Source organism: Pontibacillus chungwhensis (assembly GCF_030166655.1).
Lineage (GTDB): Bacteria > Bacillota > Bacilli > Bacillales > BH030062 > Pontibacillus.
This window is the reverse complement of sequence record NZ_CP126446.1, coordinates 1,552,558-1,564,610: the sequence shown is the minus strand read 5'-3', so window position 1 is coordinate 1,564,610 and position 12,053 is coordinate 1,552,558. Positions and strand designations below refer to the sequence as shown.

The 12,053-nt window shown below is 43.4% G+C and carries 18 protein-coding genes; 6 read left to right on the top strand and 12 right to left on the bottom strand.

From position 1 onward, the window contains the following. Positions 1-34 precede the first annotated feature (34 nt). From QNI29_RS08120 to QNI29_RS08105, 4 genes are read right to left on the bottom strand one after another with little or no spacing between them, the layout of a single operon-like run. The gene (locus tag QNI29_RS08120; protein WP_231415927.1) at positions 35-1,045 is read right to left on the bottom strand and encodes a FecCD family ABC transporter permease; all 1,011 of its coding nucleotides are present in this window, start codon (positions 1,043-1,045) and stop codon (positions 35-37) included. Continuing rightward, a complete protein-coding gene (locus tag QNI29_RS08115; protein ID WP_370635411.1) occupies positions 1,042-2,046 on the bottom strand; it encodes a FecCD family ABC transporter permease in 1,005 nt (334 codons plus the stop codon). The genes QNI29_RS08120 and QNI29_RS08115 overlap by 4 nt, the downstream gene beginning before the upstream one ends. Positions 2,047-2,100: 54 nt before the next feature. Beyond that, the gene (locus tag QNI29_RS08110) at positions 2,101-3,030 is read right to left on the bottom strand and encodes an iron-hydroxamate ABC transporter substrate-binding protein (RefSeq protein ID WP_231415926.1); all 930 of its coding nucleotides are present in this window, start codon (positions 3,028-3,030) and stop codon (positions 2,101-2,103) included. Next, a complete protein-coding gene (locus tag QNI29_RS08105) occupies positions 2,981-3,826 on the bottom strand; it encodes an ABC transporter ATP-binding protein (protein WP_231415925.1) in 846 nt (281 codons plus the stop codon). Before QNI29_RS08105 ends, QNI29_RS08110 begins: the two co-directional genes overlap by 50 nt. 135 nt (positions 3,827-3,961) lie before the next feature. Between QNI29_RS08105 and QNI29_RS08100 the strand changes: the two genes are divergently transcribed. Continuing rightward, a complete protein-coding gene (locus tag QNI29_RS08100) occupies positions 3,962-5,008 on the top strand; it encodes an NAD(P)/FAD-dependent oxidoreductase (protein WP_231415924.1) in 1,047 nt (348 codons plus the stop codon). 41 nt (positions 5,009-5,049) lie between these two features. After that, on the top strand, positions 5,050-5,193 hold the full coding sequence (locus QNI29_RS08095) for a hypothetical protein (RefSeq protein WP_231415923.1): 144 nt from the start codon (positions 5,050-5,052) through the stop codon (positions 5,191-5,193). A 471-nt stretch (positions 5,194-5,664) separates the two neighbouring features. Here QNI29_RS08095 and QNI29_RS08090 read toward each other — a convergent pair whose 3' ends face one another. From QNI29_RS08090 to QNI29_RS08070, 5 genes are all read right to left on the bottom strand, one after another. Beyond that, positions 5,665-6,282 (bottom strand): NUDIX hydrolase, encoded by a 618-nt coding sequence (locus QNI29_RS08090; protein WP_231415922.1) that lies wholly within the window; start codon positions 6,280-6,282, stop codon positions 5,665-5,667. Positions 6,283-6,391: 109 nt separating this feature from the next. Beyond that, positions 6,392-6,691 (bottom strand): hypothetical protein, encoded by a 300-nt coding sequence (locus QNI29_RS08085; protein ID WP_231415921.1) that lies wholly within the window; start codon positions 6,689-6,691, stop codon positions 6,392-6,394. Positions 6,692-6,709: 18 nt separating this feature from the next. Next, complete coding sequence (locus QNI29_RS08080; RefSeq protein WP_231415920.1) at positions 6,710-7,084, bottom strand: hypothetical protein; 375 nt, start codon at positions 7,082-7,084, stop codon at positions 6,710-6,712. A gap of 51 nt (positions 7,085-7,135) precedes the next feature. Continuing rightward, on the bottom strand, positions 7,136-7,498 hold the full coding sequence (locus QNI29_RS08075; protein WP_231415918.1) for a hypothetical protein: 363 nt from the start codon (positions 7,496-7,498) through the stop codon (positions 7,136-7,138). Positions 7,499-7,536: 38 nt separating this feature from the next. Next, on the bottom strand, positions 7,537-7,842 hold the full coding sequence (locus tag QNI29_RS08070; protein ID WP_231415916.1) for a hypothetical protein: 306 nt from the start codon (positions 7,840-7,842) through the stop codon (positions 7,537-7,539). A gap of 149 nt (positions 7,843-7,991) precedes the next feature. Here QNI29_RS08070 and QNI29_RS08065 point away from each other — a divergent pair, with 149 nt between their 5' ends. Both QNI29_RS08065 and QNI29_RS08060 read left to right on the top strand, forming a co-directional pair. Next, the gene (locus tag QNI29_RS08065; RefSeq protein WP_231415914.1) at positions 7,992-8,468 is read left to right on the top strand and encodes a DUF2975 domain-containing protein; all 477 of its coding nucleotides are present in this window, start codon (positions 7,992-7,994) and stop codon (positions 8,466-8,468) included. A gap of 11 nt (positions 8,469-8,479) precedes the next feature. After that, a complete protein-coding gene (locus QNI29_RS08060) occupies positions 8,480-8,695 on the top strand; it encodes a helix-turn-helix domain-containing protein (protein WP_231415913.1) in 216 nt (71 codons plus the stop codon). Positions 8,696-8,729: 34 nt separating this feature from the next. On the opposite strand, the gene QNI29_RS08055 is transcribed toward QNI29_RS08060, so the two are convergent. Continuing rightward, positions 8,730-9,131 (bottom strand): NUDIX hydrolase, encoded by a 402-nt coding sequence (locus QNI29_RS08055; protein WP_255686753.1) that lies wholly within the window; start codon positions 9,129-9,131, stop codon positions 8,730-8,732. Next, a complete protein-coding gene (locus QNI29_RS08050; protein WP_231415911.1) occupies positions 9,125-9,673 on the bottom strand; it encodes a histidine phosphatase family protein in 549 nt (182 codons plus the stop codon). The genes QNI29_RS08055 and QNI29_RS08050 overlap by 7 nt, the downstream gene beginning before the upstream one ends. 253 nt (positions 9,674-9,926) lie before the next feature. On the opposite strand from QNI29_RS08050, the gene QNI29_RS08045 reads away from it, so the two are divergent. Beyond that, positions 9,927-10,979, top strand: a complete 1,053-nt coding sequence (locus tag QNI29_RS08045) for a M14 family zinc carboxypeptidase (RefSeq protein WP_231415910.1) — start codon at positions 9,927-9,929, stop codon at positions 10,977-10,979. A 58-nt stretch (positions 10,980-11,037) separates the two neighbouring features. Here QNI29_RS08045 and QNI29_RS08040 read toward each other — a convergent pair whose 3' ends face one another. Next, positions 11,038-11,619: a cell wall hydrolase gene (locus tag QNI29_RS08040; RefSeq protein WP_231415908.1), complete on the bottom strand. Its 582-nt coding sequence runs from the start codon at positions 11,617-11,619 to the stop codon at positions 11,038-11,040. Between the two features lie 173 nt (positions 11,620-11,792). Here QNI29_RS08040 and QNI29_RS08035 point away from each other — a divergent pair, with 173 nt between their 5' ends. Beyond that, positions 11,793-12,035, top strand: coding sequence for a YuzF family protein (locus tag QNI29_RS08035; protein ID WP_231415907.1), 243 nt, complete (start codon positions 11,793-11,795; stop codon positions 12,033-12,035). Positions 12,036-12,053: the final 18 nt, after the last annotated feature.

The window sequence follows — 12,053 nt, the reverse complement described above, 5'->3', positions numbered from 1 at the left end:
GACAAAAAAAGCAGCCTAAAAAGGCTGCTTTTTCTTATGTCTTTTTGATTAACAGATAAATAAAGTAAGGGGCGCCAATGAGCGCTGTCATAATACCTGCAGGAATCCCTTCTGGGTCTAATACATTCCGTCCAATGGTATCTGCGATTAATAAGAGAAGCCCCCCTAACAGAATCGATACTGGAATGTAAGCTTCTGCTCGTTTACCTACGAGAGCTTTTGCCAGGTGAGGAGCCAGAAGTCCGATAAAGGCAATTCCGCCCGTTACAGAAACGGAGGCAGCTGCTAACGCAACGGCTGTGATGAGGAGGGTGACGCGTTCTTTCTCAATCGACACCCCTGCCCCAATGGCCACTGGTTCACTTAAGCTCAGCAGATTCATGCGACTCGCTTTATAAATGGTATAAGGAATGAGCACCAAAAGCCATGGTAATATCGCCAGCACAAAGGAAAAGTCCGTCCCCCATATATTGCCTGCTAACCAGTTTGCAATAAAGTCAACTTTCTTCCTCTCAGCAGAAGAAATCAGAATAATCATGGCTCCTGATAAAGCCATCGCGAAGCCAATCCCAACGAGGACGAGACGGACAGGCTGAAATCCTACGTTTTTCTGATAAGAGAAAAGATAAATAAGGGCTGACGTCACAATTGCACCGATAAAACCGACTAAAGGTATCATGTACACAAATGTCCCCACCTGTAAGGGGAAATACAAAAAGTATACAGCAATGCCTAGGCCAGCACCTGCATTAATACCAATAATACCAGGGTCAGCTAAGTCATTTTGCGTAATGCTTTGTAAAATAGCCCCTGATAAGGCCAACGCCATACCAGCTAGAACGGTAATCGCAATTCTCGGCAGGCGCACAGAAAAGATGACAAACGACTCCTTAAAGGTTCCTCCCCCCATAAAAGTAGGCAGGATACGATCAAAGGAAACCGAAGAATATCCAAGACCTGTGGCTATAAAGGCGGTCACGAACACGGAAATGATAAGAAAAAGCAAAGTCAATCGTTGTTTGCGTATTTGTTTTGGATGAATCATGAGAACGTGCGACCTCCTTTCTTTACAATCACTAAGAAGAAAGGCAGTCCAAGTAGTGCAATAATAGCTGCTACTGGGGTTTCATAAGGAGCGTTGATCGTCCGTCCTGCCGTGTCAGCAATGAGCATAAAAGCGGACCCAACAAAGATGGACATTGGAAGGATTAACCGGTAATCCGTCCCGACCATCGCTCTCACCATATGCGGAATCATCAACCCAATAAAGACCATATTCCCTACTAAAGCAACAGCGGCCCCAGCCAATATGACGACAACAGCAAAGAGAGCGAGCTTAATAAACGTTACTTTCTGACCTAATCCGACAGCGAGTTCTTCGTTTAAACTAAGAATGGTGAGTTGTTTCGATAAGACGAGAGCCACAACAACCCCGAGGATGATAAATGGAATAATAAATTGCAACTGACTCCACGAAGTTCCCATCAGCCCCCCGGCTGTCCACATTGTAATATCTTTTGAAACGTGAAAATATAAGCCAATAAATTCTCCGATCGCTGTTAAAAAGGCTGAAACAGCTGCTCCTGCTAAAACGATTCGAAAAGGAGAGAATCCCCCTCTTTTCATCGAGCCGATCCCCATCACGAGACCTGCCCCAATCGCAGCCCCCATAAAGCACGCGACGGTAATCCATATGTAATTGGCACCTGGAATAAGGGCAAGCGCAATTGCTAAGGCCATATTGGCGCCTGAAGTTAAGCCTAAAAGCCCAGGGTCTGCAAGAGGATTCTTCGTTAAACCTTGCATAATAGCCCCTGATACAGCAAGCGCTGCACCTACTGCAATAGCACCTACTTCACGAGGGATACGAATTTCAGATAATAAAAGTGTGGCTTCATTTTCAACATTTGTCGTAAACGTCAACAAAATATCATGAAACGTAAGATCCGCTGCCCCAAGGCGCAGAGCGAGTATAAAGGAGAGACCACAAAGGGCAATCCCCGTAATGAGTTGAATAGGAAAGGATTGTTTTTTCATTGTCATCATCTTTCTTATGTAGATTGTAAAAAAAGAGGATCAGGGGATGATCCTCTCTTCCTATTATTCTCCTAAAAAGGCTTCTTTAAAGTAATCTAGCTGATAATCTAGTGTGTTAGGGTCGTTGAAATAGAACGCTTTAGCATCAACTTCAAATACTTGATCGTTCTTTACAGCAGGAATATTTTGATACGTTTTCGTTTCCTGGAACGAGTTATCTTGTTCACTGTTCTTACTAAAGATCATATAGTCCCCAGCATATTCAGGAAGAACTTCAGGCGAAATCGCATAGTAACCTGGTTCAAGCGCCATTTCTTTCACTTTCTCAGGCATTTTCAGTCCCATTGCCTGATAGAGAATCTCCGTACCTCGTCCCCAGTTATCACCGAACACATAGATTTGCTTATCGAATTTCTCAATGACTGAAACGGTAGCATCTTCACCAATCTTGTCTTTGATTTTCTCTCCTGTTTCTTGAGCACGTTTCTCAAAGTCTTCTACCCAATCGCGTGCTTTTTCTTCTTTATTTACAAGCTTTCCGATCTCAATATGCTGCTCTAGATAATCAGCTTTCCCATACGTATAGGTTACAGTTGGGGCAATTTCTTTTAACTTATCAATATTCTTCGTAGTCGATAATCCAATAATAAGATCAGGATCCATTTCGATAATCTTCTCCAGGTTATCAGCCGTTACAGCCTCTACCCCTTCAAGCTCTTCCTGGAATCGTGGATTGTTCTTCGACCAAGAATCAACACCAACCAAATTCACATCAAGGTTAATCAAGTTCCCAGCAAATGAGGATAAGACGATGACACGCTCAGGATTTTTCGGAACCTCAACAGGCCCATTTTCAGATTGGTATGTAAACGTCCCTGAACCTGCCTCCTCATTATTCGTTTCACTTTCCTCTGTGTTTCCTCCAGCACTATTTGAGCAAGCACTAAGAACAAGCGCCAGCATAAGAAGCAGCGTGAGTTGAATCTTCTTCATTTTGTTGTTCTCCCTTCCATAAGTTATAAGTTATACACATTGGTTTATGTGTTCTTGGATCCTTCCCAATCTCGGCATCAATATGAAATACGTCTCTTAAGACATCTCGCTGTATGACCTCTTCAGGACTCCCAGCTTTCACAATCTCCCCGTCCTTCATGGCTACAATATAATCAGCGAAACGAGCCGCTTGATTCAAGTCATGGAGGACCATAACAATGGTACGTCCTTCTTCCTGATTAAGCTTTTGTAATAGTTCAAGCACCTCAAGCTGATGAGCCATGTCAAGATAAGTCGTTGGTTCATCGAGAAAAATCATATCCGTTTCCTGCGCGAGTGACATCGCAATCCAAACCCGTTGCCGCTGCCCACCGGATAATGAATCGACCGCCTGGTATTTAAACGGTGTGGTCCCCGTCACTTCAAGAGCCCATTCAATCATTTCCATGTCCCGCTTATTCAAACGACCGAACCCTTTCTGATAAGGGAAACGACCATAAGAAACGAGTTCACCTACTGTTAACCCGCTAGCTCCTTCAGGATTTTGAGGCAATATCGCGAGCTTACGAGCCAGTTCTTTCGTATTTTGGCGTGCAATGCTTTCCCCGTCGATCATAATTGAGCCAGACTGATGAGAAAGGATGCGCGTCATCGCTTTTAGAAGTGTCGACTTCCCGCAACCGTTTGACCCAATAATTGTGGTCACTTGCTGATCGGGAATCTCTACATCTAAATCCTTTACAATTGTCTTTTCTCCGTATCCCACATTCACGTTTTCCGTATAGAGGCGAGTCATATGTACCCTCCTAATTTTCAAAATGTGCACATTTTGAGTTGATAACGATTATCATTACCAGTACAATGTAACTATAATGGGAATGAGAATCGATGTCAACTAGAACTTTATTCTGTTAAAAAGAGGAGTGGCACTATGCAAAACGCGGAATGTTTTGACGTTACGATTATTGGTGGTGGACCCGCTGGGCTCTATTCCGCCTTCTACAGCGGCTTACGTGAATTGAAAACCAAGATCATTGAATTTCAGCCTCAGCTTGGAGGCAAGGTTCATGTCTATCCTGAGAAAATTGTATGGGATGTTGGAGGATTGCTCCCTACTCCTGGTGAGAAACTTATTGAGAATCTAGTCAAACAAGGTCTTTCATTTGACCCAGAGGTTGTATTAGGAGAAAAGGTAGAATCGATACATAAAAATGAAGACGGTCTATTCGAACTAACCGTTTCTTCTGGTGCTATTCATTTGTCCAAAACGGTCATTGTAGCCGTAGGCAGTGGCATTTTAAAACCTCAAAAGCTTCAGATCGAAGGGGCCGAGCGTTTTGAAGTCTCAAACCTTCACTACACTATTCAGTCGTTAAAAGAATTTAAAGATAAAACGGTCCTCATATCAGGAGGCGGAAACTCTGCTATTGATTGGGCGAACGAATTGACCCCTATTGCTAAGAAAGTCTTCGTCTCTTATCGAAAAGGGGAACTAAAAGGCCACGAAGCCCAAGTGTCCCAACTACTTGAAAGCGACGCTACCTGCTTGTTTCATACTGAAATCACAAAGCTTTGTACACAGGATGGGCACCACATTGAAACCGTCGAACTTCTCGATCATAAAAGCGGAGAGTCATATGCGGTTCCTGTAGATGAAGTCCTCATCAATCATGGATTTGACCAAGATGCTTCTCTCCTTGACCACAGCCAGGTCGGAGTTGAACGAACCAATCATTATTACATTGCAGGAAACGAAAATAGTGAATCATCTGTCCCGGGGTTGTACGCCGCTGGTGACATTTTAGCTCACGACGGCAAGCTCAATCTCATTGCCGGAGCGTTTCAAGATGCCGCCAATGCAGTCAATAAAGCAAAGCAATATATTGAACCTGATGCAACAGCTAAGGGAATGGTGTCGTCTCATAATGCGGTCTTTAAAGAAAAGAATAAGGAAATTGTGGAGAGTCTTGTGCGGTAGCTTTTTTGGGAGAGGTGTGTTTAGAGGGGGATGGCATGGAGATGGTAGTAGCTCGAGTTTCAGGCGTTCTGGCTCTTGTTGCTAGGCGGGCGGCGGCTCAAGTTCGGGCGTTCTGGCTCAAGTTCTTGCTGCTAGCCGGGCGGTGGCTCAAGTTCGGTCGTTCTGACTCAAGTTCTAGCTGGTAGCCGGGCGGCGGCTCAAGTTTAGGTTGTACTGACTCAAAGACAGGGGCTACTGGCTCCACTTTTTACGATAGTGGCTCATGAACGTTTTTTAACAGCTCATGTTTGCTGTTACTGGCTCAAGTTCGTGGAGTACGGCTCATAATGAGGATTTCTGGCTCAAGTCCCGGGCGTTCTGGCTCAAGCTCTAGCTGCTAGCCGGGCGGCGGCTCAAGTTTAGGTTGTACTGACTCAAAGATAGGGGCTACTGGCTCCACTTTTTACGATAGTGGCTCATGAACGTTTTTTGACAGCTCATGTTTGCTGTTACTGGCTCAAGTTCGTGGAGTACGGCTCATAATGAGGATTTCTGGCTCAAGCCCCGAGCGTTACGGCTCAAGTTCCACCTGCTTCGCCCCCATCGGCTGACTCAGGTTCAACCCCCCAGCCGCTACCCAGCTTTACACATAAAAAGACCCGGCATGTAGCCAGGTCCTAGCGAATCATATGAACAAACGAGCGCAAGACGCGGGCGGTTAACCCCCATATTACATGGTCGTTGTACTGATAGAAATATTCCTCGTACTTCCGAGCTTGCCATTCATAGTCTTCCCCGTTAGAAATAAGGTGGTACGGGAAATCACTTTCTGGCTTGATCTCCATTTGGACATAATGAACACTCGGATCATTTTCTAGGAAAAACTCAAGAGGAACGGTGAAGATTTCCGCCACTTCATCTGGATTCGGTTGAAGCTCTTTCTCATCACAGTGAAGCAAACCAGCGTAGGCTTCAATTTTCATCCCAAACGGGGAGATCATTTGCCCCAATGAGTATACATCCGTCATGGTCCCTGGGCGAACGCCAAGTTCTTCTGAAGCTTCACGGACCGCTGTGTGCTTCGGCCCCCGATCGTTCTGATCCATTTTTCCACCTGGGAAACACACCTCTCCAGGCTGTCGCCTCATCGTGTGGGAACGAACTTCAAACAACAGGTGGAGTTCGCCTTCTTTTTCAATAATCGGGAGAAATAGGGAGTATTTTTTCATAGCCTCTTCTCCAAGGATGCCAGGGGTGTGTTGGTCCAGCTTCTGTCTGATGCTTTTCTGATTCATGGATTCACCCCTTTCTTTTCTTTCTACTATATCAGTTTTTCATGTAAAACCCTTGATCGGTGATTGAAAGCTGCCAAAAAAGGCGAAAGCCTATTTCGGCTTTCACCCTTTAGATAGCGAGGACCACCATAAAGGCTACCGCTATTAACCCAAGTGTCGTGCCGGTCACTTTTTTACCGCCATTCCCGCGGAAAAAGCTTGCTACTAACACGAAATATACGACCGTAGCAACGACTATCGAGATCAATCCTTCAACGATATAATGCATTTTGTAATGGGAATAGTAGGCCAGAAAATAAAGAATCCACGATAGGATCCCAACCCCACCAATTATGTATAGAAATGAGCGATCTTTCATCGTATTCACGTCCTTATCCAGTCTCTTCTTTACTCTCGTTATTGTACCCATTTTCCTCCCCTATGTCCATTATCGGCTGAGGATCTCCCACACTTGGCTGGAATCAGACATGGGTCGGGTGGGAACAAACAAGATCGCACTGTCTTCATTAAAATGAAGGCGAGGTTCATAAAGCCACTCCATTTCTGACAGTTGAGAACGAAGCTCTTTTTTAACCCTTCCAAAATCATTCGTGTCATAAAAAATAATGAGTTCCCCTTCTTCAGAAGAATAATGAGCTTCACGTGAAGAGACTAAATTAAAGGGAGACTTTCCTGATAAGGGGGACCGTTCTAATTCAATGCCCGCTTCTTCAAATGTATCCACCACTTTATGTACCTCAGGGTCTTCGGTGGTTTGACAAGCTGCCAAGACTAAACAGAAAAACAATGCAATAAAACGCATATCCATCCCCCTCTCTTTTACAGACGATATAAAACTCTAAAATGTTACACGTCACATCTGTGAGATCCCATAAAGTAAATAGCAAAACAGAATGCTAAAGGTGGAAAAACAACTGAGCAAAATAGCTACGAATCGATTATGATTCACTTCCCGGAGAGCGCTGATGTTCCCGAAAATGCCTGCGGATAAGCTGAAGGCAGGGAAAAGAATCTCAACGAATCGTTCAGGTATATAGGAGTATCCATTAGCCATAAAGAAAACCACATGCAAACCTAGTAATGTACAGCTCAACAGCGTCAACTTCTTTGGGACAGGCCCGATTCCCCTTTCTTGAACGGTTTCAACAAGAATATGAAACACAATGGTTGCAACGACAATGATTAGGATGAGAAATACAATCGAGAGACCCATCATTCAATGCACATCCTTTCCTCCTTTCGGGTCTAGCTCGATTAAAAGGGGTGTTCTTCTGGCATTTGTTCGAATACTTTCCAGTTTCCATTCATAACCGAGGTGTAATCCTTCATCACAATAAAATTCTTCAAACGATCACCATCGCTTGTTTGGATGAAGTACGTGTCGGAACCTCTGTAGTCCACATCAACAATCTTTAATCCCTTTAAGGCTTTGTCTGAAGTGATGACACGTTGAACAGCGTTTGTTTCATTAAATTCGAGGATCACATTATACGGACCAAAAATCGTTATCCCTACTAGAAGCGCAAGGAGAATAATTCCCTTCACTACCTTTTTTCTCAATTAAAACTCCCCCTTTGTGCACAATTCAAATTGATTTACCAAATCGTTCCTTAAACGCACAATGTTATTATAAACAGATAATTATTTATTGTAAATCAATAAATTTAACTTTATAATAGAAAGTATCACAGAATAAAACGAGGTGCATTATGACACGAGGAACGACGATTTTTTTGAAAATATCCCTGATTTTATTCGGAATCATTGTAATTTCTTTAAGCTTATTCGCGCTGCCGCGTTTAGCCCGTGACGCAGTCGAATCATTTCCTGAATTCAGCTATTTGCAGTACCCTGTATTAGTGGGTGTGAACGGGACGGTTGTTCCCTTTGTAATGGCGCTTGTTCAGGCTTATCAACTTTTACAGCTAATTGAAGAGAAAACAGCTTTCTCAGAACGGGCTGTTGAGTTATTACGAAAGATAAAATACAACGCCCTCATTATTGTTGGGGTATATGTGATTGGAATGGTTGTTTTAATGACCCAAAGCGCGCTTCATCCTGGAGTAGCTTTAATGGGGCTTTCGATTATTTTTGCATCCTTAATCATCTCCGTCTTTTCTACCGTCCTTCAAGAGCTTCTTAAAAAGGCAACAGAGATTAAAACAGAGAACGACCTAACAGTTTGAGGTGAATCTACATGGCGATTATTATCAACATTGATGTGATGCTCGCAAAGCGAAAGATGAGTGTAACAGAACTATCGGAGCGGGTCGGGATCACAATGGCGAATATGTCGATTTTAAAAAATGGTAAAGCGAAAGCGATCAGGGTGACGACGCTTGATGCGATTTGCAAAGCGCTTGATTGTCAGCCCGGGGATATACTGGAGTATAGAGATGACGAAATGGAATAGAAAAAGAGCCACTCTAATGAGTGGCTCTTCTGCATTATGTAAGAAAACGAAGCAAAAATTCGAGGTCCTCAGGAAAGGATAGCGGGAGAGTCTTAAGATCTTCACGGGACTTCCAGTCAATGTCTAAAATTAGTCCATCCGGGTCCTGAATCCTCCTCGTTCCACCGATGACTTCTGCTTTAAAATAATGGACCTCAAAGTGAATCGACTTATAGCACCCCTTTTTCACTTTGAGCTCTTCAACGACTTCTACTTGATAACCAGTTTCTTCATTGATTTCTCGTTTACAACAGTCTCTAAAAGATTCCCCTCCTTCTACACCACCAGATGGCACGGTCCATTTCTTATCTTCTTCTGGTTTTCCTTGGAGCACCATTAGTATTTCATTATCCTCATTCACACAAACTCCAGATGCACCGACCCATTGGTTCACCATTCTCCCTCCTTCCATATTCGCTCTGCTGACCTGCTCTCGATATTGATTCTGTACACATCCGGATTACTCAATTTTTTCCATTCTCCAAATCCAAAGTTTTCAATGTATTCTCCGAGAATTAACGACATTAAATTTCCATGGGTGACGAGAAGAACGGCTTCCTCATCCTGCTGCATCCGTTCATCTATAACAGCCTTCGCTCGTTCGGTAGCAGCATGACTAGACTCTCCCCCGCTATAGGCTAAATTTTTATCAGAGTAGGTTCGCTCTAATTTCTCCAGCCAATCTGACAGAGGTCTGTCGCTTAACTCGCGCTCTTTTAACCTATGGTCCTCTTCAATCGCCACCCCTCTTTCTGCTGCTAGTGGTTCTATGGATTGAATAGCACGTTTAAAAGGACTTGAGATGATCCGGTCCACTCTCTTTTGTTGAAAGAATGAGCGTAATGCTAGGGCTTCTGCCTGTCCTTCCGCAGTCAGTGGCGCTTCTGATTCTTGTCCTTGTGCCTTACAGTGACGTACGATATATAATTGTTTGACCATGCTCCCTCTCCTTTCTGTATAACTTACTTCTTCCTCCCCCCTACGATAACCTCCAAATTTATGTAATGAACCCACCTATTTCTAGTACCAACTTCTCCATACAAAAGACGGAGATCGTGTGTGTTGGGCTTTAGACAAGCAAGACTTTCCATCCATTCTGCTAGTGAATAAGGACGAAATCGTTCTTTTGCGAAAGGTGTTTCACAAGAAAAGAAAGAAGAGTACGCATACAGACTTAAAGGAGGAATGATCAATGAAACGAAAACTCGCTACTCTTACGTTAGCAGGAGCTTTACTCACCACAACAGGACTCACAGCCAACACCAGTACCATTTTTGCCGGAACAAATGGACCAAACGGACCGAACTATAACGGCAATGAAACCATTCAAAATGAGCGACTTCATTCGTATGAAGAAATGTCTGACCTTCTTCATAAACTTGATCAAAAATCAGAAGCGTTACAACTAGAAGTGTATGGACAGTCGGTTAAGGACCGGGATCTTTACTTGGCGAAGTTTGGGATGAACGAGGATAATCCGACGATTCTATTCCTTACTCAACAACATGGCAACGAAACTTTAACAACAGAAGGTGCCCTAAAGCTCATTAAATACTTAACGAACAATAGTAAAGAAGTAAAACATATCATAGAAAACGTCAATATCCTTGTTGCTCCAAGACTAAATGTGGATGGTGCTGAGGGAGATGTAAACTTCTCATTAGATGATTACGTCTCTGGTACACACACAAGATATAACGCCAATGGTGTGGATTTAAACCGGGATCACGTTGATCGTGAACAACCAGAAACGAAAGCTCTTCATGAAAACGTATTGCAAAAGTATAGCCCAGATTACATGATTGACCTTCACCATCAAGGTACCCAAACGACGCTTGGTGACACGGGTGAGCTCGTATCCGGTTCAATATTATATCCAACCAATGCTGAGGTAGATGAAGAAGTCAGAGAACAATCTAAGAAACTGGGAGCGGTAGTTTACAATGCCGTTGACTCAAAAGGATACGGCCTCCTTTCGAAATATCCAGGTGGAGACGCCCAAACCATTAGCCGAAACGGTCTGGCTGCAGAATATGGAATATCCACCCTTCTATTTGAAATGAGAGGCATGGCGGACCATTATCGTGAGGATTATGTGTTAGGCCAAAAGAGCAATGGATATTTAATTCAGCAAGCTGTTGTGGCCATGAAAGCGACCCTTGAAGCCCTCGCTGATGATTCATTAGAATCTACTGACGCTTCCTTCTGGGATACGCTGCCTGAGAGCAATTATTCTGGAGAGTAAAAAAGATAGAACAAAGAGCCCCATTCTTATAAGAATGGGGCTCTTTTTCCATCTATTATTATTTTAAGAATACATGATCTCCAATAACCGTTGTAACTTCTTTTTCACTTAAATAGTCACTCTGAGCTTTGTCAGGATTATAGAAAAATAGAGATTCGTTGTCATAGCCCTGGTAAGCTAGAGCTTCTTTTACAGCGCGCTTGGACTCAGCGCTTGCTGGTTGTTTAATGGTTCCATTTAATACAGGGGAGAACTGAATCCCATCGTGAATAACACCATGAATGGAATCAGGGAATAGATCACTTTCAACACGGTTTAAGACGACTGTTGCAACGGCAACTTTCCCTGCATAGCTCTCACCCTTAGCTTCCGCTTCCACAAGACGACTCAATAAGTCGCGTTCATAATCGTCAGGAACGACAGGAAGTTTCAACTGCTCTCCTGGTTGAATTACAGAAGTTTCTTTATCATTCATCTCTTGAAGCTGCTTTGAGGAGACTCCGTATTTTGTCGCAATTTTATAAAATGATTCGCCCTTTTGGACGGTATGAGTATTGGCATGTGCTTCACTTTGGCCTGGGAATGAAAATGCAAAAATGGAACAAGCGATCATCCCGATTAATCCAAATTTCTTTAACACGTCGCATCGACCTCCAGTGCTTTATTTTCTGATATCAACGTAACACATGGCTAGAACGATTTTCACTATTAATTGTTGGCAACACTGGAAGAGTTCGGTGCTTACTCAAGTAAGGGAACCCCTCTCCCACAAACTGCATAGTGTATAGGAATATTTGTTTCAGGAGGGATCCGATGTATTATCAACATACAGGCTGGCGGGAAGACTGGGCCACCCCGCAATACCAGACATTGGTAGACCCATTCGTAATCAGACGCCTCCAAACCGTTGTTGGAAAAGAATTGATTATCGAAACTACTAAAGATACAACACGAGGAACCTTAACAGAAGTACAGCCAGATCATATCGTGCTTCAAATAGGAGATTCCACCTTTTTCATACGTATCCAGCAGATCGTATCGATTATGCCTTTATAGGTAAAGCCATTCCATACA

Coding starts and splice junctions, on each gene's coding strand:
- QNI29_RS08120 (WP_231415927.1), bottom strand. CDS start 1,045: ATGATTCATCCAAAACAAATACGCAAACAACGATTGACTTTGCTTTTT.
- QNI29_RS08115 (WP_370635411.1), bottom strand. CDS start 2,046: ATGATGACAATGAAAAAACAATCCTTTCCTATTCAACTCATTACGGGG.
- QNI29_RS08110 (WP_231415926.1), bottom strand. CDS start 3,030: ATGAAGAAGATTCAACTCACGCTGCTTCTTATGCTGGCGCTTGTTCTT.
- QNI29_RS08105 (WP_231415925.1), bottom strand. CDS start 3,826: ATGACTCGCCTCTATACGGAAAACGTGAATGTGGGATACGGAGAAAAG.
- QNI29_RS08100 (WP_231415924.1), top strand. CDS start 3,962: ATGCAAAACGCGGAATGTTTTGACGTTACGATTATTGGTGGTGGACCC.
- QNI29_RS08095 (WP_231415923.1), top strand. CDS start 5,050: ATGGTAGTAGCTCGAGTTTCAGGCGTTCTGGCTCTTGTTGCTAGGCGG.
- QNI29_RS08090 (WP_231415922.1), bottom strand. CDS start 6,282: ATGAATCAGAAAAGCATCAGACAGAAGCTGGACCAACACACCCCTGGC.
- QNI29_RS08085 (WP_231415921.1), bottom strand. CDS start 6,691: ATGGGTACAATAACGAGAGTAAAGAAGAGACTGGATAAGGACGTGAAT.
- QNI29_RS08080 (WP_231415920.1), bottom strand. CDS start 7,084: ATGCGTTTTATTGCATTGTTTTTCTGTTTAGTCTTGGCAGCTTGTCAA.
- QNI29_RS08075 (WP_231415918.1), bottom strand. CDS start 7,498: ATGATGGGTCTCTCGATTGTATTTCTCATCCTAATCATTGTCGTTGCA.
- QNI29_RS08065 (WP_231415914.1), top strand. CDS start 7,992: ATGACACGAGGAACGACGATTTTTTTGAAAATATCCCTGATTTTATTC.
- QNI29_RS08060 (WP_231415913.1), top strand. CDS start 8,480: ATGGCGATTATTATCAACATTGATGTGATGCTCGCAAAGCGAAAGATG.
- QNI29_RS08055 (WP_255686753.1), bottom strand. CDS start 9,131: ATGGTGAACCAATGGGTCGGTGCATCTGGAGTTTGTGTGAATGAGGAT.
- QNI29_RS08050 (WP_231415911.1), bottom strand. CDS start 9,673: ATGGTCAAACAATTATATATCGTACGTCACTGTAAGGCACAAGGACAA.
- QNI29_RS08045 (WP_231415910.1), top strand. CDS start 9,927: ATGAAACGAAAACTCGCTACTCTTACGTTAGCAGGAGCTTTACTCACC.
- QNI29_RS08035 (WP_231415907.1), top strand. CDS start 11,793: ATGTATTATCAACATACAGGCTGGCGGGAAGACTGGGCCACCCCGCAA.